The following is an 18,755-nucleotide window of genomic DNA, read 5'->3' as shown; positions in this document are numbered from 1 at the left end:
TCATGTAAAGGTCTTAAATGGGAGGGGGATAAGAGGCTCGATTTAATTGGAGGTGTAGAAAGCGAAAGCCAAGTTTTTATCCTGTTCACTGCTATCTGATCACCATTTGGATGTTGAAAATGCTCTGTGAAAGTAAACCGCTGTCATTTTTTGAAAGCGCTTTTATATGCCGCTCACTGGCCGATAAAATTGAAGAAATGTTATACCATTTCATCATGTTCCTTATGTAAAGGATCGAAAAGGGGAGGAAATCATGCTCAGTGAAAATGTAAAGAAGATCAGCATGGTTGAAAAAGTTGGATATGCGTCTGGAGATTTTGCATGTAATTTAATTTATGCAACAGTGTCTACGTATCTTTTGTTCTTCTATACAGATGTTTTTGGTTTATCGGCAGCAGCAGCCGGTACGATGTTTTTAGTGGTTAGAATCATCGACGCTCTCGCTGATCCTTTTATCGGAACAATAGTTGACAGAACAAATAGCAGGTTTGGCCGCTTTAGACCGTATCTTTTATACGGAGCTTTTCCCTTTGTCATATTGGCAATACTCTGTTTTACAACCCCGGATTTTTCGGATATGGGGAAATTAATATATGCTTATATCACCTATGTCGGCTTATCGCTTACATACACAATGATAAACGTGCCATATGGCGCGTTAACATCTGCAATGACCAGAAATAATCAAGAAGTTGTTAGTATAACGTCTGTCCGTATGTTATTTGCGAATCTTGGGGGACTTGTTGTTGCATTTTTTGTTCCCTTACTGGCTGCTTATTTAAGCGATACTTCCGGCAGCGAATCTCTTGGCTGGCAGCTAACCATGGGTATTATGGGAGTTATAGGCGGGTGCCTTTTAATCTTTTGTTTTAAAAGCACAAAAGAGCGTGTCACGCTTCAAAAATCCGAAGAAAAAATTAAATTTTCGGATATATTTGAGCAATTTCGTGTGAATCGGCCTCTAGTTGTATTAAGTATTTTCTTTATTATTATTTTTGGAGTGAATTCAATCAGTAATTCGGTTGGCATCTATTACGTAACGTATAATTTAGAAAGAGCGGATTTGGTGAAGTGGTACGGTTTGTTGGGAAGTTTGCCTGCTTTGGTCATTTTACCGTTTATTCCAAAGCTTCATCAATTATTAGGGAAGAAGAAATTACTAAACTATGCATTATTACTGAATATGATCGGCCTCTTAGCTTTACTTTTCGTTCCGTCAAGTAATGTATTCCTCATACTTTCCTTTCGATTACTGGCCGCTGCCGGAAGTCTCACTGCCGGGGGATATATGTGGGCGCTTATTCCTGAAACAATAGAATATGGAGAGTATAAGACCGGGAAAAGAATGGGCGGTCTCATATACGCTATTATCGGATTTTTCTTTAAATTCGGTATGGCTTTGGGAGGGGTTGTACCGGGTTTGGTTCTAGATCAGTTTGGATATGTGGCAAATCAGGTGCAAACGCCGGAGGCATTGACGGGAATTTTAATTACAACAACCATTATTCCCGTGTTCTTACTGGTTCTGGCCATGATTGATATTAATTTCTATAACTTAGATGAGAAAAAATATAAAAGCATGGTTCGAGAATTAGAGAATAGAGACAAAGTTTATTTGGATCATATTGACGATTTCAAAGCTTAAAACATGATGAGTCAACAGAAAATAGCTGAGGAGGAGTTCAAAATGAAGATTATCAATCCAGTACTTAAAGGATTCAACCCCGATCCGAGTATTTGCAGGGTTGGAGAGGATTATTATATCGCTGTATCTACATTTGAGTGGTTTCCGGGAGTCCAGATACACCACTCAAAAGATTTAGTCAATTGGCACTTAGTTGCACACCCATTACAGAGAGTATCGCAATTAGACATGAAAGGAAATCCTAATTCAGGCGGGGTCTGGGCGCCATGTTTAAGTTACAGTGACGGAAAGTTTTGGCTGATCTATACGGATGTTAAGGTCGTAGATGGCGCCTGGAAAGATTGCCACAATTATTTAGTGACTTGTGACACGATTAATGGTGAGTGGGGGGAGCCGATCACATTAAACAGCTCGGGTTTTGATGCTTCTTTGTTCCATGATACGGATGGAAAAAAATATTTATTAAATATGTTATGGGATCAGCGTATTGATCGGCACTCCTTTGGAGGTATTGTCATGCAGGAATATTCTGATAAGGAGCAAAAACTAATCGGTAAACCGAAAGTGATATTTAAAGGAACTGAAAGAAAGCTGACAGAAGCGCCGCACCTTTACCGTATCGGGAACTATTATTATTTATTAACCGCAGAAGGAGGAACGCGGTTCGAACATGCTGCTACAATTGCCCGTTCTGCAAATATTGAAGGCCCATATGAAGTTCATCCTGATAATCCAATCTTAACGTCATGGCATGCGCCGGAAAATCCGCTGCAAAAATGCGGACATGCATCCATTGTACAAACACATACAGGTGAGTGGTATTTAGCTCATTTAACGGGACGTCCCATTCATCCGGACAATGATTCAATTTTTCAGCAGAGGGGATATTGTCCTTTGGGCAGAGAAACTGCTATTCAAAAGCTCTATTGGAAAGATGGCTGGCCTTATGTAAAAGGCGGAAAAGAAGGGAGCTTGGAGGTGGATGCGCCTTCTATACCTGAAACAATGTTTGAAGACACGTATCCGGAAGTTGATGAATTTGAGGATGCAACATTAAATATTAATTTTCAAACGTTAAGAATTCCGTTTACGGAGAAATTAGGATCATTAACTCAAGTGCCAAATCATTTACGATTATACGGCCATGAATCCTTAACTTCGACATTTACTCAGGCATTTGTAGCCAGACGCTGGCAAAGTCTCCATTTTGAAGCCGAAACGGCTGTTGCGTTTTATCCGGAAAATTTTCAGCAAGCCGCTGGTTTGGTGAACTATTACAATACAGAGAACTGGACGGCTCTTCAAGTCACGTATGATGAAGAGCTTGGCCGTATTCTTGATTTAACGATATGTGATAACTTCTCTTTTTCACAACCGTTAAAAAATAAAATTGTGATTCCTCGTGAAGTCAAGTATGTCTATTTAAAAGTGAATATTGAAAACGAAAAATATTATTATTTCTATTCATTTAACAACGAAGATTGGCACAAAATTGACATTGCATTGGAATCGAAAAAATTATCAGATGATTACATCCGCGGCGGGGGATTCTTTACAGGAGCTTTTGTAGGGATGCAATGTCAAGATACGAGCGGTAATCATATTCCGGCCGACTTCAGATATTTCCGTTATAAAGAAAAATAATTAGCACATGAAAAAGGAGATTTCTATTTTAGAACTCCTTTTTCATATTAGAAGGTGCCTATGTCAGTATTGATTCAGAAATACTCATAGAATAAAAAAACCCATCTTTAAAGATGAGCGTAAACATAGAAGTATGTACATTTCAGTTATGAACCATGTCGAGAAAATGATCAATCACAATAGAGGACATTCCTAAAGCGGGTGCATTTTTTCCTAGGATAGATGGTAATAATTCATAGCTATTGTCTAAATGGGAATAAACCCTGGATGACACTTCACTTTTAATTGAATGTAAAACCATAGGATGCGATTCAATGATGCTGTTTCTTAAAATGATGGCTTGCGGATTAAATGTATTTAGAATATTGGTCAGGCCTATTCCTAAATAGAAACCAAAATTTTGTAATGCCTGTAAAGTTCCAACATCATTCAGATGGGCGAGGTCTATGATATCTTGGCTGGACACTTTTTTCTCTTTCGTCTGAAGAGATGTTAATAAAGCCTTCTCTGAAGCATACAATTCCCAGCAGCCTCGGTTTCCGCAGCTGCATTTAGGACCCTTAAAGTCTATTGTCATATGTCCCATTTCTCCAGAAAATCCGCCAACCCCTCTATATAAATGATTGTTGATTATAACGCCGATTCCTATTCCTGTACCGATACTTGCATAAATCATGTTATCGTGATTTTTTGCCGCACCAAATACTTTTTCTCCATATGCGCCGGCATTTGCCTCATTTTCAATAAAAACGGGCACATTGAACTTCTCTCGGATGAAAGATTTTAAGTCAATATCTCTCCAGTTGGAGTTCGGAGTGAAAACAATTTTTTGATTTTTGTCAATCAGCCCGGGCACGCAAATACCTATACCAATAAGCCCGTACGGAGATTGGGGCATATGCGTAATAAAGTGATGAATCATCTCAATTAAAATATCTTTAGTGATTTCTGGAGAATTGCATTCCAAACGATGGTGTTGATCAAGGACGATCGTCCCTTCAAGATCTGTTAAAATGCCATTAACATAATCCACGCCAACATCTATTCCTACGGAGTATCCTGCTTTTTTATTAAAAACAAGCATGACAGGTCTTCTGCCGCCGCTGGATTGTCCCTGACCTATTTCAAATACGAGGTTTTCTTTCATTAATGTGTTTACCTGTGATGAAACAGTTGATTTATTTAATCCGGTCATTTCAGATAATTTTGCTCTTGAAATAGGAGAATTCTTAAGTATTTCGTTTAGTAATAACTTTTGGTTAACTTTTTTGACAAAGGCTTGATCAGCGATATCCACTTCATCCACTCCATTTGTATAATCTTTAAATTAAGTTGAACGTTCTGTGTTATCGTGCGAAACGCAGTACATAGCGAATCCAACCTTTATTATATCTAATGTGTTCGTAAAAAACTAAAAAAAATATTGAAAATACTGATGAGGTTATATAAGATGAAAATAAGTTAGTTTGTTTAGGCAACAAACTAAAGTATAACATGACATAAAAGCATTTGTATTTGAATGATCATGTTTAGAATTTATTTTTAAGGGGGAAATCACACATGGCTCACTCTCATTCCGGTTCAGTCAACTATTTTGAAAGCGTAAACAAAGTGATTTACGAAGGGAAAGAATCCACGAATCCTTTAGCATTTAAATACTATAATTCTCAAGAAGTAATTGGCGGAAAAACGATGAAAGAGCATTTGCGATTTTCTATTGCCTATTGGCATACATTTACCGCTGACGGAACAGACATTTTTGGCGCAGCTACGATGCAGAGACCGTGGGATCACTATAAAGGCATGGATCTGGCGAGAGCGAGGGTAGATGCAGCGTTTGAGCTGTTTGAAAAACTGGATGCGCCATTTTTTGCTTTTCATGACCGGGATATCGCACCTGAAGGAAGTACGTTAAAAGAGACAAATCAAAATCTGGATATAATCGTGGACATGATAAAAGACTACATGAGAACCAGCGGCGTTAAGTTATTATGGAATACTGCAAACATGTTTACGAATCCCCGTTTCGTCCATGGTGCGGCGACTTCTTGTAATGCAGATGTATTTGCGTATGCCGCAGCCCAAGTAAAAAAAGGATTAGAAACAGCAAAAGAGCTTGGCGCGGAGAACTATGTATTTTGGGGCGGACGTGAAGGGTACGAAACTTTGTTAAATACCGATTTAAAATTTGAGCTTGATAATATGGCCAGATTTATGCATATGGCAGTGGATTATGCGAAGGAAATCGGGTATACAGGGCAGTTTTTGATTGAACCAAAACCAAAAGAGCCGACCACCCATCAATATGATACGGACGCAGCAACAACCATTGCCTTTTTAAAGCAATATGGCTTAGACAATCATTTTAAATTAAATCTCGAAGCCAACCATGCCACATTAGCCGGGCATACATTCGAACATGAATTACGCATGGCGAGAGTGCATGGTCTGCTTGGCTCTGTTGACGCGAATCAGGGTGATCCCCTTTTAGGCTGGGACACAGATGAATTTCCGACAGATTTATATTCTGCGACATTAGCAATGTACGAAATCCTGCAAAATGGCGGTCTTGGAAGCGGCGGATTAAACTTTGACGCAAAGGTCAGAAGATCTTCTTTTGAGCCTGATGATTTACTATATGCCCATGTTGCAGGGATGGATACATTTGCAAGAGGGTTGAAAGCCGCCCACAAATTAATCGAAGATCGTGTGTTTGAAGATGTGATTCAACACCGTTACCGCAGTTTTACTGAAGGGATTGGTCTTGAAATTGCAGAAGGAAGAGCTGATTTTAAGACACTTGAGCAATATGCGCTGAACAATCAGCCAATTAAAAACGAATCAGGGAGACAGGAGCGGTTAAAAGCGATATTAAACCAATACATTTTACAGGTATAATGAAAAAAGAAGCTCCAGATCCCGCTGTAAAAAGATGCAGGCAGCCAAGTTCCCGGAATTGCCCGTCATGAAGTTACTGTTATGGCGGGTCATTTCAATGGGGATCTATTTAGAGAGGAAGGAGTGAAAAAATGAAGTATGTCATTGGAATAGATCTTGGAACGAGTGCCGTTAAAACCATTTTAGTCAATCAAAACGGCAAGGTTTGTGCAGAAACGTCCAAAAGTTACCCGCTCATCCAAGAGAAGGCGGGATATAGTGAGCAAAATCCTGAAGACTGGGTGCAGCATACAATTGAAGCATTGGCTGAATTGATTTCGATATCCAACGTTCAAGCCGGGGATATTGACGGGATTAGCTATTCAGGACAAATGCATGGGTTAGTACTGCTTGACCAAGATCGGCGGGTGCTGCGTCATGCGATTCTTTGGAATGATACCAGAACGACGCCTCAATGTAGCAGGATAACCGAGACATTTGGCGATCATCTGCTTGATATCACAAAAAACCGTGTTCTTGAAGGGTTTACATTACCTAAAATGTTATGGGTGAAGGAACATGAGCCTGAACTTTTTAACAAAACCGCTGTTTTTTTGCTTCCGAAAGACTATGTGAGATTCCGCATGACTGGCGCCATTCACACCGAATACTCCGATGCGGCGGGAACGTTACTTTTACATATGACCCGCAAAGAGTGGAGCGATGAGATTTGCAATCAATTTGGTATTTCAGCGGAAATTTGTCCTCCGCTTGTTGAATCCCATGACTGTGTAGGATCGCTGCTTCCGAGCGTTGCGGCGAAGACAGGGCTGTTGGAAAAAACAAAAGTGTACGCCGGGGGAGCAGATAATGCTTGCGGTGCTGTCGGAGCCGGTATTCTTTCTTCCGGAAAAACGTTATGCAGCATTGGGACGTCAGGAGTCATACTTTCCTGTGAGGAAGACAAAGAAAGAGATTTTAAAGGGAAAGTGCACTTTTTTAATCATGGAAAGAAGGATTCTTTTTATACGATGGGGGTCACGCTCGCTGCAGGGTACAGCTTGGACTGGTTTAAAAAAACGTTTGCGCCAAACGAATCGTTTGAACAATTATTGCGGGGAGTGGAATCTGTTCCGATAGGAGCAAATGGACTGCTGTACACTCCTTACTTAGTCGGTGAAAGAACGCCGCATGCTGATTCATCTATTCGGGGAAGCTTGATCGGAATGGACGGAGCCCATAAAAGAGAGCACTTTTTGAGGGCGATAATGGAAGGCATCACATTCTCTTTATATGAATCAATTGAGCTATTCCGCGAAGCGGGAAAATCAGTTGATACGGTTGTCTCTATTGGCGGGGGAGCTAAAAATGAAACGTGGCTTCAAATGCAAGCTGATATTTTCAATACGAGGGTGGTTAAGTTAGAGAATGAACAAGGTCCCGCCATGGGGGCTGCGATGTTAGCTGCCTTCGGAAGCGGGTGGTATGACTCTCTTGAAGAATGTGCAGAGCAGTTCATTCATGAAGCAGCTGCATTTTATCCAAAAGAACAAAATGTTCGAAAATATAAAACACTATTCGAGTTGTATAAGAACATTTACGTTCACACAAAAGATCTCAATACAGCTTTAAAGAGCTTTAGACAAAAATGAAGAAAGAACCTCGCCAAATTGGCCAGGTTCTTTTTATATTGCACAAAAACAGACACGGTGATATAATCAAAACACGTGCGCTTTCTGTGTGAAAAGTCATAGATATCCATCTTATATTATGATTATATCATGCTGAAAAGCTCTTGTCAAATTTTTTTGAAGGGGAGATATAGAATGAGTTCTTTGGTTCTCGGCATTCACGAAATTGAAAAAACACAGCCTTTGCTCGTTGGAGGAAAAGGGTTACATTTAGGGGAATTATCAAAAATTCAAGGAATACAAGTACCGGAAGGATTTTGTGTCACAACCGCAGGATATCAAAAAGCCATTGAACAAAATGAAACATTACAAGCGCTGTTGGATCAACTGACCATGCTGAAAGTGGAGAATCGGGATCAAATTGGTGAAGTCAGCAAAAAAATCCGGCAAACCATTATGGAAACAGAAATTCCTTCAGATGTAGTCAAAGCAGTTGCTTGCCATCTCTCCCGGTTCGGCGAAGAACATGCCTATGCCGTACGTTCCAGTGCGACAGCTGAGGATTTACCGCATGCCTCTTTTGCCGGTCAACAAGACACCTATTTAAATATTACCGGCGTCGATGCGATCTTGCAGCATATCAGTAAATGTTGGGCGTCCCTATTTACGGATCGCGCGGTCATTTACCGTATGCAAAATGGATTTGATCACAGCCAAGTTTATTTATCCGTTATCATCCAAAGGATGGTGTTCCCTCAGGCTTCGGGAATTTTATTTACCGCTGATCCGATAACCGGAAACCGAAAGCTGCTGTCCATCGATGCCGGTTTTGGACTTGGTGAAACACTTGTCTCCGGCTTAGTCTCTGCCGATTGTTATAAAGTACAGGACGGGCAAATCGTCGATAAGAGAATAGAAACTAAAAAATTGGCTATCTATGGACGAAAAGAAGGCGGAACAGAAACACAGGAGATCGCTCTTGATCAGCAAAAGATTCAAACACTGACTGATGAACAAATTTTACAGCTGGCACGTATCGGGAGACAGATCGAAGCTCATTTCGGCCAGCCGCAAGATATCGAATGGTGTTTGGACCGCGATACTTTTTATATTGTCCAAAGTCGTCCGATCACAACGTTATACCCCGTTCCTGAAGCGAACGATCAAGAAAATCACGTCTATATCTCTGTTGGTCATCAGCAAATGATGACGGATCCCATAAAACCCCTTGGATTGTCTTTTTTTCTGTTGACGACTGCTGCACCCATGCGTAAAGCCGGCGGAAGGCTATTCGTTGATGTCACACATCAACTGGCATCTCCTAATGTCAGAGAAGTTTTCTTAAAAGGCATGGGGCAGCACGATCCGCTCTTAAAAGACGCACTTATGACCATAATAGAGCGAGATGATTTCATTAAGCCGGTACCTGATAAAACGGCACCGATTCCCGGCAAAGGCAATGCAGATATGCCGGAACAAGCTGAAAACGATCCGGCAATTGTTTCTGATTTGATTAAGAGCAGTCAGGCATCGATAGAAGAGTTAAAACAAAACATCCAGACGAAATCAGGATCTGATTTATTTCGTTTTATTTTGGAAGATATCCAGGAATTAAAGAAGATTCTATTTAACCCGAAAAGTTCGGTGTTGATTCGAACTGCAATGGATGCTTCATCATGGATTAACGAAAAAATGAACGAGTGGTTAGGTGAAAAAAACGCAGCAGATACGCTTTCTCAATCTGTACCCCATAATATTACCTCAGAAATGGGGCTTGCGCTATTGGACGTCGCCGATGTGATCCGCCCTTATCCAGAAGTAATTGCCTATTTAGAGAATGTAAAAGATGATCACTTTTTGGATGGGCTGGTGACGTTTGAAGGCGGGCGGGAAACCCGTGACGCTATCTATGCTTATCTCAGCAAGTACGGAATGCGATGTGCCGGAGAAATTGATATGACAAGAACTCGATGGAGCGAAAAACCAACTGCACTTGTCCCTATGATTCTTAATAATCTCAAAAACTTTGAGCCAAATGCCAGCCAGCGGAAATTTGAGCAAGGGCGGCAGGAGGCGTTGAAGAAAGAACAAGAGTTATTAGACCGATTGAAGCAATTACCGGATGGTGAACAAAAAGCCAAAGAAACCAAACGAATGATCCGCATCATCCGGAACTTCAGCGGGTTCAGAGAATATCCAAAATACGGCATGATCAGCCGCTACTTCGTTTATAAGCAGGCTTTACTGAAAGAAGCCGAACAATTCGCAGAAGCGGGCGTTATTCATGAAAAAGAAGACATATACTATCTCACTTTTGAAGAACTTCAGGAAGTCGTACGCTCAAATAAATTGGATTACCAAATCATCAGCACACGAAAAGGCGAGTACCAAGTATATGAAAAACTAGCTCCGCCGCGTGTTATCACGTCTGACGGTGAAATCGTTACAGGCGAGTACAAACGAGAAAATCTCCCCTCCGGAGCGATTGCAGGGCTGCCCGTTTCCTCGGGAGTCATAGAGGGGCGGGCACGGGTTATTTTAAACATGGAAGATGCCGATTTGGAAGATGGAGATATATTAGTTACCTCCTATACTGATCCCAGCTGGACGCCATTGTTTGTATCCATAAAAGGCCTGGTCACTGAAGTTGGCGGACTGATGACCCATGGAGCGGTTATCGCGCGTGAATACGGCTTACCTGCAGTTGTTGGTGTTGAAAATGCAACCCAATTGATAAAAGATGGGCAGCGAATCCGCGTTCATGGAACAGAAGGCTCTATTGAAATATTATAATAGCGGGGGTGTGCAGCACGTCACCAGATATTTCCTGCATTTTACTAAGAAAAGCCGGAACCTCTTAGAGGAGGAATCCGGCTTTTTTTATGTGAAAGCCATTTTGCTTAACAATTATTTATATGAATGGTAGCGTTTTATTAAAGAGAGAAGGTGATTTATGAGATGGTCTGTTTGATATGTAGTATTGGTGCCGGATGACAATTATTTTTTTACAAAGGGGTTATTTTCATGAACAAGTCTTGTGTTAAAGATGAGACAAGTCTGGTGTCTTTGAGACAGAAAAGTCTGCAGAAGATAAAACGGGCTCATCATCAAACATGATGAGTGCTAAGGGTTGGACTGGATGTGTATCAGATTGTTTATGCGATAAGAATATTAGCCAATGGGCAATCACTGGTTTAACTATTTTATGTGGAACTGCTTGCTATGCTTGTATAAATACTGCAGGTATTATTGGTGTCAATGCAAGCTTTGATTGGGAGAAATGTAAATGATTAATATTTTAAGTAAGATACTATTTATTTTGTCTGGTTGCGCATTGTTGATCTTTGGGATCATTTTAAAGAATGGATCAATGGCTTTTGGATTGTTCGCCTTAATATTCATAGCGGCAATATTAGTCCGAGTATTTCATAAAAGATCTGAAAAGGATTAGCAGCCGTAGGCAGGGGAAGAAACTCTCCTGCTTATGAAAAAACTTCAGAGTAAAAATAAAATGTTTATTTTAAATGGATTTGTTTTCAAAAGTAAAAACGCCATAAAACTTCTTATGGCGTCTGTCCGAACTAAGGGATGCAATGTTTGGGAGACGAATATGAATCGTCAATGTGCTAAAAAAGGAATGCAGCACCTACAATGATTAACAAAATGAATAGTACAACGATCAATACGAAAGAGTTTCCGCCATAATTTCCACCGTAATTCCCACCGTAGTATCCCATATTGCCACCTCCTGTTGTTAGGATAGTACATAATATGCCGGACGGTAAATTTCGACATAGATTTAAGTCTAAATAAGAAAAAATGGATGTTATGTCTAAAATGAAGAGCTTCTAAGACAATAAAATAATGGGAGGTTAACTGAAAGAGAGAAATGGATGGGACGGTTTGCTGTTTAAAGAGGAGGGATATGGCTAAACATGCAATAAAACTGTGTATGAAAGTGGCTCTGCATGAAGTTACTTCATCATGCAGAGCCACATACGAAGAGATTCAGGGAAATTATAGTTAACGAAAATATTCATCATTTCCCGGGCAAGCGCAGTATACGACAAATCAAAACAAATCACAAAGGGACGGAAGGTACGATACAAGGAGCCTGCTTGCGGGTTTGTGGTGCTGATAAAGTTATAGGCAACGATGACCGGGGCGGCTGCGGATCAACTGAAACGAAGTATATTCCCAGGCAAGGAGTATTTATTTAACCTGAAACTTTTATAAAGCATTAACGTATTACTTTATAAAGGTAAGTAAGGAGGCTTCTGGATGGGATTAAAAAATTTCTTTAATACTGAGTTAAAATGCTCTATCTGCGGAAAAACATTAAAATCAGGGGATGAGATAACAGCTTATCTTACACTTCCGAGTGAGAAGAAGATGCCTGTGGGGAGAATGGACAAAGTGTTAAGCAAACACTCTGATAAGGTCTGCTGTAAAGTGTGCAGTGAGTAGGTTTAGTGTTATGAGGAACCTCTGGCGGGTTTCCTCATAACAAATATCAACCAATTAAATTAGAAAAAAGCGAAATTGTGATGATTAAAGTAGATAAAGAACTGAGGGATACCAAAGGGATCATTTTTCGTTTACTTTGTTTTTTTGAAGGTTTGTTTAGCTCGTGGATCACTGCACCCCATAAAAGCATGGATGCTAAAATGATAAGACTCATATGTAACAACACTCCTTTGTTTGTTTTTATAAATTTTACCATATATATCACAAGGATGTCGATTGAACGAACATCTCTTCTAAAATTGTTGAGAGATTCAGTGAACTATTATGTAGATTAAATTGGGCGTCAAATTACTCAGTGAAGATGAAGCTGTATACATAAGCAAAGGTTCAACAGGCGTTTTATTGAATATCAGATGAAGCGATAGAAGGGTTTATCGGGGATAAAGCATATGGTATTCGCGTATTATGCGGTTAGGTGGAAAAATTAGGCTTTCTGCGTGGTTTCTTGAAGTGACAGGAGGTGAGCGGCATAAATGTGTCAAAGCCAAAAGAGCACTTCCAACCCTAATAAGGAAGGAATTGAGAATTGAAATTAGAACGTTTGTTATCAATCATATTCAAGCTCTTACATAATGAAATTTTATCTGCCTCCAGTTTAGCTGATGAATTTCAAGTATCAACGCGGACAATTTATAGAGACATCGAAGCGATTTGTGCAGCTGGAATACCAGTCGTTTCATACCAAGGGGCCAACGGCGGTTTTGAGATAATGAGAGGATACAAATTTGATAAAAGTTTAATCGGTTCTCATGATGTATTGAATTTAATTACAGTATTAAGCAGTTTGTCGAGTGTTTTTGAAGATAAGGAAGTTGAACACACGATAGATAGATTAAAATCTCTGGATACAAGCGAAAGCAGCAGGACTTTGTATGTTAACTTGGAAAGCCTTAGAACAGAACCGAATTCATTAATCCGGCTGCGAAAAGCTATACAGGAAAAAAAGGCAGTACGCTTTGATTATGTCAGTAATAAAAATGAATTTACATCACGTGAAGCAGAACCTATCCACCTTCATTATAAGTTTCGTAATTGGTATGTATATGGCTTCTGCAGAGAACGTCAAGATGATAGAGAATTTAGAGTATCACGTATGATGAATATAACGCTTACTCAAGAAGAGTTTTTGCGCAGTCACAAAGTGAAAGATGAACCATCTTATTCAGAATCCGACCTGGGAGGGTTTGCGGATGTAGTCATTTGGGTTAATCCTAATTCCATAGCTAAAGTATTTGATCAATTTCAGAACGCTTCAAAAGTCATGAACAGAGATGGAAGTATGACGTTTACAATCTCTGTGTATCGGCCTCAGCATGCCGGATGGCTTAAATCAATTCTTTTGAGCTTTGGCAGTGGCGCTAAAATTATAAAACCGGTGGAACTTCAATCAATTTTAATGGATGAAGCTGAAAAAATAATGAAAATTTATAAAGATGTATGACAATCTGCTGTCATATATCTTTTTTTATAATCACAAGTATCAACTTTAAAGGAGAGATGTTAAATGAACCATGCGAAAAATATGTATCAGTACCATGTTTGGGCGAATAAAGCGTTATTAGAAAGAATAAAGGAATTACCAAGTAATGTCCTTTATGAAGAGGTTCACAGTTCATATCCTACAATTGCTCAAACGTTCAGTCACATCTGCGCGGTGGATGTTATGTGGCTGCAAGTACTTAAAGGAATAGACATGCAGGAAGCATTGGAAGGTTCTATGGCTTATGCAGAAAGGGCTCATTTATATTCTGCAGATGAATTTGCGGCGTTCTATGAAGAACTGGCTTCACAGTTTGAAGAATGGATGAATAGCCAAACAGATTTAGAACAAAAAATGAACTTAAATAATCCTTGGTTAGGTTACAGAGAAACTGCTTACTCAGAAATTTTATTCCATGTTGCCAATCACGGAACTTATCATCGGGGCAGCATAACAACTATGTTAAGACAGCAGGCTACGCTTCGGCAATGAATGACCTTGTATTATATTGGTATCAGGATTAGTTCAGAGAATACTTGCAAAATGAATGACCGCCGAATGGTCTGTAAAGTTTCTTTCCTGAACTAAAATGCCAAAGTCTCATTCAGTCTGGGTGGGGCGCTGAGCAAGAATCGAGATCAAAGGCTGCCGTATCATTCCCGGCAGCCTTAATGATTAGGAAGTAAAATCGATAACCATGCGGCCGGTCACTTTACCTTGCTCCATTTCTTCAAAAATATCATTCACATCTTCGATCGGGCGTTTTGTCACTTTAGGTACAACTTTACCGTCTGCGGCAAATTGAAAAGCTTCCTTCAAATCTTCTCTGGTACCTACTAATGAACCTACAACCTGAATTCCATCTAACACGAGACGGGGAATATCTAAATCCATTTTGTCCACCGGTAAACCGACAGCGACTACGCGAGCTCCTGCTTTTACAACATCAATCGCTTGATTGAAAGGGGTTTTAGAGACAGCCGTGATGACCACAGCATCAAGCCCTGAATCGTTAGTCACTTCTTTTGCTTTAGCGACGGGGTCTTCCTTTAAACTGTTTACAACCGCATCAGCGCCTAAGCTCTTAGCAAAATGCAATTTTTCATCGCTAATGTCGAAAGCAATCACTTTAGCGTTAAAGACGTTTTTTGCATATTGAACAGCCAAGTTGCCTAAACCGCCGACTCCAAATACACCGATCCATTGACCTGGTTTAATTTCACTGACTTTAACCGCTTTATAAGTTGTTACACCTGCACAAGTAATGCTGCTTGCTGCTGCAGGGTCTAAATTTTCCGGCACCTTTATTGCATAATCAACCGCTACGATTGCTTCTTCAGCCATTGCGCCGTCAACTGTATAGCCGGCATTTTTTACATCGCGGCACAAGGTTTCACGGCCAGTTAAGCAATATTCACAGCAGCCGCAGCTTTCAAACATCCAGGCAATAGAGACGCGGTCGCCCTTTTTCAGGCTTGTTACACCTTCACCAATCTCAGTTACAATGCCGATTCCCTCATGACCTAAAGTGACGCCTGTAACATCCCCGAAATCAGCATTTTTAACATGTAAGTCAGTATGACATACACCGCAGTATTCCATCTTAACTTTGGCTTCACCATGTCGCAAAGGACGTAATTCTTTTTGTACGATCGCTATACTTTTGTCTTTTGTTGCTACTACTGCTTTCAAATCATACACCCCTTTCAAATATTAGCAGAAAATTTTTACTTATCTTACAATTTAGCACACTGTCCTTCTTTTGAAAACCCTTACATTTTTTGCGGACAAGTGTCTCTATAAAAATTGAGGGAGCTGTGCAGGGAGGATTCTATGGATGATTTGTCATCTCCAAATGCATAGAATTTACATATATACATGAATAGATACGTTTTCAAAGGAGGCCTTTTTTTGAGCGATAAAAAGCTGACGGAAGATAAATTTGACAATCACCGGCTCACTAAGTTTTTGCCCTTTATCAGCCCTAACCCTGTTACATCATTTAATCCGGTTCAAAGATACCCTAAAATCGATAAAACTTCGTTCATAAGTCCGTTTTCCAGCGTGAAAGGAGACGTGAGAATAAAGGACAATGTTTAAGTAACGTCAAATGCAGCTATTCGTGCGATTGGTTCAAATCAAGACGGAGTCATTTTACATGGTTTGTTAACACAATTTGTTTCAGTCAAAGATAAGGCATATTTCATTTATATCGGAAACAATGTAAGTGTCGGACATGATGCTCTCATTCATGGCCCTAAAGCTTCGCGAATGAGCCTAAAAGCGGATCTTTTATAATTCACCTTTAACGCTTTAATGGAGAAATGCAGCACTCATGGTTCTGCTGGATAAGACAACTTTTCTTATACAATTAAACATCTTGCAAGTTACTTATTTTTACTTAACTGTTGGAAATCGTCTTTCTATCTGAGATAATAAAAATCATATTGATTGATACATGGGGGAGTAAGGATGGGCCGTTTTTATCAAGCGGCAGGCAAACCATTTTACAAACAATTCCTCAAGCGGTTTTTAAAATCAGTGCTTTGGATAAACGCTGTAAGAAAGACTCTCTGTTTAAATAAACGAGGTGAAAATCAATGAATGGTATAGAATTCTTAGAATCTGTGTCGCGACTTGGACAACTCATTTTGGTGTTTTCCTGCTACGCCGTTTATTGGAAATTGGGTAAAACGAAAAGGGAGCGAAGACTTACAAAATTCGAAGCTTTGCTTAGGTTCTCTGTAATGTTTGGTCTATCTGCATGGGGGCTGTCGTTTCTTGCTTTGAATTTGTGGTCATAATCTTTCTGCCGATATTTGAGCTTAAACTGCAGAGAATTATACTGGCAGGATATGATTTTACCCTTAGTGAAAAGAATTTCACGGGTAATCATTTGAACTTGAGCGCGGCTGATAAGGTGAAGGAGCCGGCTGCGGAGATGTGTGGATTAAAGGCTTTTACGGATTCGAACACGATGAGCCGGATGCAGATTGGTGAGCGATACACAGTCAAGGTATTTCCTTGACCTTTTTTAATGGCAATAAAATTTCTGGATATTAAGATAGTGAATTGATGATCTGCCAAAAAACATAGATCTTTTAAAGTGATGGATATATACTGATTTTAAACAATAGGAAAAAATGGATACTTTATTTTTATAAAAAGCAGGTGAAATATATGGAAGCAGCGTCTTGGAGCAAAAGTCAAAGCTATACTTACACATTGGCTTTTTCAAGTTTGTCGTATGGTTTGATCTTCGGGCTATATATGTTTGTATACTCGGGTTTTGTGCCATTTGCATTGGTTACTGTGGTTATCATTGCTTTTTACGCATTCATTACTTACCTTTTGTTTGCTGTTCCTGTGCAACTATGGCTAAGAAAGAAGCCTAAAAAGTTTAGTTTGGTTCATCTTTTCATTTATACAGCAGTCGCTTTTTTAGCTGTGTTCTTGTTCTGGTACATAGATAATCCGCCAATTGATTTCTCAGTTTTTAGAACTTTCATTTATTACATAATGAGCATTGTTGCTGCGTTCATATATTGGTTCTGGGACTCTATATTTCTGAGAAATTACAATACTCCCCAGAAGTAAAGCTGATTTTCTAAAAAAGACCGACTAGCGCCATGCACAGTCTGCATTGTTCAAATTGAAATTCATGTGATGAATCCAGAAAGCGGGTGAGGAAAAATGGAATACATTGAGTTGACTAGGGACAATATTGATGACAATCATATTTGCTGTGCATTAGGTACGAAACAATATGAGGATGCGGTAAATGAAAAGAAGAGCTGGCTCAAAGATCGAATGATTGATGGCTTGGTGTTCTATCGCCTAAACAAACGGGCAAAAGTTTTTATTGAATATTTACCTGCAGAAGAAGCATGGGTTCCGGTAAGCGCACCTAATTTTATGTTTATTAATTGTCTTTGGGTCTCAGGTAAATATAAGAATAACGGACATGCGAAACACTTGTTAGAAAAATGTGTGTCAGATGCAAAATCCCGAGGTATGGATGGGATAGTTCATATAGTGGGGAAGAAAAAACTCCCTTATTTAAGTGATAAGCATTTCTTCGAGCATATGGGATTTGCTGTGCAAGATGAAGCAGAACCCTATTTTCAGTTGGTGTCACTGACGTGGAATGAACATGCACATCCTCCTGTATTTAAAAAACAGGTGAAAAGTAATTCCGTTAATGATAAGGGAATCACAATATTTTATACAGCTCAATGCCCATTTGCAGTCGGATTGTTAAAGGATTTAAAGGAACTGATTGAAAAGAAAGGACTTCATTTTCAGGCCCGGCGAATAACGTCAAAAGATATGGCGCAAAAATCCCCGGCAGTTTGGACGACTTTCAGCGTGTTTTATAATGGGACATTTCTCACTCATGAGATGATGAGCGTGAATAAGTTTGAAAAAATACTCAATGGCTTAATTTAAACTATCTTAAGACTAACTTCGAGGGAAATGAATTCTGTAATGACCTTTACTGCGCTGTTAGCTGTTTTTGGCATAAATAATATTGGGTTGTCACATATGAAGGAATCTAGGTGTACTCGTTATCTCACTTCCCTGCATTTAAGACTGGGATCCATACTCTTTATAACCATCAGCCGATGCATTTTCCGCGATTTGACTTGCGGGAGAAAACATCAGTTTGATGGTTATTTTTATGAACGGAGAAAGTTCAACGCAACAAAAAAGAAGTTCTTCAGGCATTATATCCTATGGTAAAATTTAGACAGAAAGAAGCGGAAAGGAGACGTAAATGAAAGTATTTGAAGCAGCCTCGTTCATTTCAGCCGCAGAAAAGCGGGCTAAACAATACGATCAGATTAGAGAACAATTTATTAATCTCAGAAAAGCGTTTCAGGAAATGGCTGACTTAGACGACAGTGAGTTTTCAGGCAAAGGCGCCGACAATATCAAAGCCTTTTTCCAA

At 39.7% G+C, this 18,755-nt stretch carries 15 protein-coding genes and 1 pseudogene; 13 read left to right on the top strand and 3 right to left on the bottom strand.

Going from position 1 to position 18,755, the window contains the following annotated elements; all coding sequences use genetic code 11:
- Window positions 1-253 precede the first annotated feature (253 nt).
- A complete protein-coding gene (locus K3G25_RS09010; protein ID WP_014417987.1) occupies window positions 254-1,645 on the top strand; it encodes an MFS transporter in 1,392 nt (463 codons plus the stop codon).
- A 42-nt stretch (window positions 1,646-1,687) separates the two neighbouring features.
- Window positions 1,688-3,289 (top strand): xylan 1,4-beta-xylosidase, encoded by a 1,602-nt coding sequence (xynB, locus tag K3G25_RS09005; RefSeq protein WP_232489687.1) that lies wholly within the window; start codon window positions 1,688-1,690, stop codon window positions 3,287-3,289.
- Between the two features lie 142 nt (window positions 3,290-3,431).
- Here the strand turns inward: xynB and K3G25_RS09000 are convergent, their stop codons facing one another.
- Window positions 3,432-4,586, bottom strand: a complete 1,155-nt coding sequence (locus K3G25_RS09000) for a transcriptional repressor XylR (protein WP_017417839.1) — start codon at window positions 4,584-4,586, stop codon at window positions 3,432-3,434.
- Window positions 4,587-4,849: 263 nt separating this feature from the next.
- Here K3G25_RS09000 and xylA point away from each other — a divergent pair, with 263 nt between their 5' ends.
- From xylA to ppsA, 3 genes are all read left to right on the top strand, one after another.
- On the top strand, window positions 4,850-6,187 hold the full coding sequence (gene xylA, locus K3G25_RS08995) for a xylose isomerase (RefSeq protein WP_017417840.1): 1,338 nt from the start codon (window positions 4,850-4,852) through the stop codon (window positions 6,185-6,187).
- A 131-nt stretch (window positions 6,188-6,318) separates the two neighbouring features.
- On the top strand, window positions 6,319-7,818 hold the full coding sequence (gene xylB, locus K3G25_RS08990) for a xylulokinase (RefSeq protein WP_232489686.1): 1,500 nt from the start codon (window positions 6,319-6,321) through the stop codon (window positions 7,816-7,818).
- A 174-nt stretch (window positions 7,819-7,992) separates the two neighbouring features.
- Window positions 7,993-10,590 carry a phosphoenolpyruvate synthase gene (ppsA, locus tag K3G25_RS08985; protein ID WP_232489685.1) on the top strand — a complete coding sequence of 866 codons (2,598 nt, stop codon included), beginning with the start codon at window positions 7,993-7,995 and terminating at the stop codon, window positions 10,588-10,590.
- 833 nt (window positions 10,591-11,423) lie between these two features.
- On the opposite strand, the gene K3G25_RS08980 is transcribed toward ppsA, so the two are convergent.
- Window positions 11,424-11,534 carry a YjcZ family sporulation protein gene (locus K3G25_RS08980; protein WP_076983618.1) on the bottom strand — a complete coding sequence of 37 codons (111 nt, stop codon included), beginning with the start codon at window positions 11,532-11,534 and terminating at the stop codon, window positions 11,424-11,426.
- A 544-nt stretch (window positions 11,535-12,078) separates the two neighbouring features.
- Between K3G25_RS08980 and K3G25_RS08975 the strand changes: the two genes are divergently transcribed.
- The 3 genes and pseudogenes from K3G25_RS08975 (at window position 12,079) to K3G25_RS08965 (ending at window position 14,328) form a co-directional block, all read left to right on the top strand.
- Entirely contained in the window at window positions 12,079-12,264 is a 186-nt protein-coding gene (locus K3G25_RS08975; RefSeq protein WP_021493434.1) for a hypothetical protein, read from the top strand.
- A gap of 586 nt (window positions 12,265-12,850) precedes the next feature.
- On the top strand, window positions 12,851-13,765 hold the full coding sequence (locus K3G25_RS08970) for a helix-turn-helix transcriptional regulator (protein WP_232489684.1): 915 nt from the start codon (window positions 12,851-12,853) through the stop codon (window positions 13,763-13,765).
- Window positions 13,766-13,828: 63 nt separating this feature from the next.
- A pseudogene (locus tag K3G25_RS08965) lies at window positions 13,829-14,328 on the top strand (DinB family protein).
- A 151-nt stretch (window positions 14,329-14,479) separates the two neighbouring features.
- Here K3G25_RS08965 and adhP read toward each other — a convergent pair.
- Window positions 14,480-15,496, bottom strand: a complete 1,017-nt coding sequence (gene adhP, locus K3G25_RS08960; RefSeq protein WP_021493431.1) for an alcohol dehydrogenase AdhP — start codon at window positions 15,494-15,496, stop codon at window positions 14,480-14,482.
- A 219-nt stretch (window positions 15,497-15,715) separates the two neighbouring features.
- Here adhP and K3G25_RS08955 point away from each other — a divergent pair, with 219 nt between their 5' ends.
- From K3G25_RS08955 to K3G25_RS08935, 5 genes are all read left to right on the top strand, one after another.
- Window positions 15,716-15,904 carry a hypothetical protein gene (locus K3G25_RS08955; protein WP_232489683.1) on the top strand — a complete coding sequence of 63 codons (189 nt, stop codon included), beginning with the start codon at window positions 15,716-15,718 and terminating at the stop codon, window positions 15,902-15,904.
- Window positions 15,905-16,404: 500 nt separating this feature from the next.
- Complete coding sequence (locus K3G25_RS08950) at window positions 16,405-16,608, top strand: hypothetical protein (protein ID WP_232489682.1); 204 nt, start codon at window positions 16,405-16,407, stop codon at window positions 16,606-16,608.
- Between the two features lie 376 nt (window positions 16,609-16,984).
- Window positions 16,985-17,401: a UPF0715 family protein gene (locus K3G25_RS08945; protein ID WP_014417997.1), complete on the top strand. Its 417-nt coding sequence runs from the start codon at window positions 16,985-16,987 to the stop codon at window positions 17,399-17,401.
- A gap of 96 nt (window positions 17,402-17,497) precedes the next feature.
- A complete protein-coding gene (locus K3G25_RS08940; RefSeq protein ID WP_014417998.1) occupies window positions 17,498-18,253 on the top strand; it encodes an N-acetyltransferase in 756 nt (251 codons plus the stop codon).
- Between the two features lie 328 nt (window positions 18,254-18,581).
- Window positions 18,582-18,755: T7SS effector LXG polymorphic toxin (locus K3G25_RS08935; RefSeq protein WP_269770610.1), on the top strand; the 174-nt coding region annotated here is incomplete at its 3' end.

The sequence above is a fragment of the Bacillus sp. FCW2 genome (assembly GCF_021228595.1).
Lineage (GTDB): Bacteria > Bacillota > Bacilli > Bacillales > Bacillaceae > Bacillus > Bacillus velezensis.
The sequence above is the reverse complement of the archived record's forward strand: the minus strand, read 5'-3'. Positions and strand labels throughout refer to the sequence as shown.

Coding starts and splice junctions, on each gene's coding strand:
- xynB (WP_232489687.1), top strand. CDS start 1,688: ATGAAGATTATCAATCCAGTACTTAAAGGATTCAACCCCGATCCGAGT.
- K3G25_RS08980 (WP_076983618.1), bottom strand. CDS start 11,534: ATGGGATACTACGGTGGGAATTACGGTGGAAATTATGGCGGAAACTCT.
- xylB (WP_232489686.1), top strand. CDS start 6,319: ATGAAGTATGTCATTGGAATAGATCTTGGAACGAGTGCCGTTAAAACC.
- ppsA (WP_232489685.1), top strand. CDS start 7,993: ATGAGTTCTTTGGTTCTCGGCATTCACGAAATTGAAAAAACACAGCCT.
- K3G25_RS08950 (WP_232489682.1), top strand. CDS start 16,405: ATGAATGGTATAGAATTCTTAGAATCTGTGTCGCGACTTGGACAACTC.
- K3G25_RS08940 (WP_014417998.1), top strand. CDS start 17,498: ATGGAATACATTGAGTTGACTAGGGACAATATTGATGACAATCATATT.
- K3G25_RS08975 (WP_021493434.1), top strand. CDS start 12,079: ATGGGATTAAAAAATTTCTTTAATACTGAGTTAAAATGCTCTATCTGC.
- K3G25_RS08945 (WP_014417997.1), top strand. CDS start 16,985: ATGGAAGCAGCGTCTTGGAGCAAAAGTCAAAGCTATACTTACACATTG.
- xylA (WP_017417840.1), top strand. CDS start 4,850: ATGGCTCACTCTCATTCCGGTTCAGTCAACTATTTTGAAAGCGTAAAC.
- K3G25_RS09010 (WP_014417987.1), top strand. CDS start 254: ATGCTCAGTGAAAATGTAAAGAAGATCAGCATGGTTGAAAAAGTTGGA.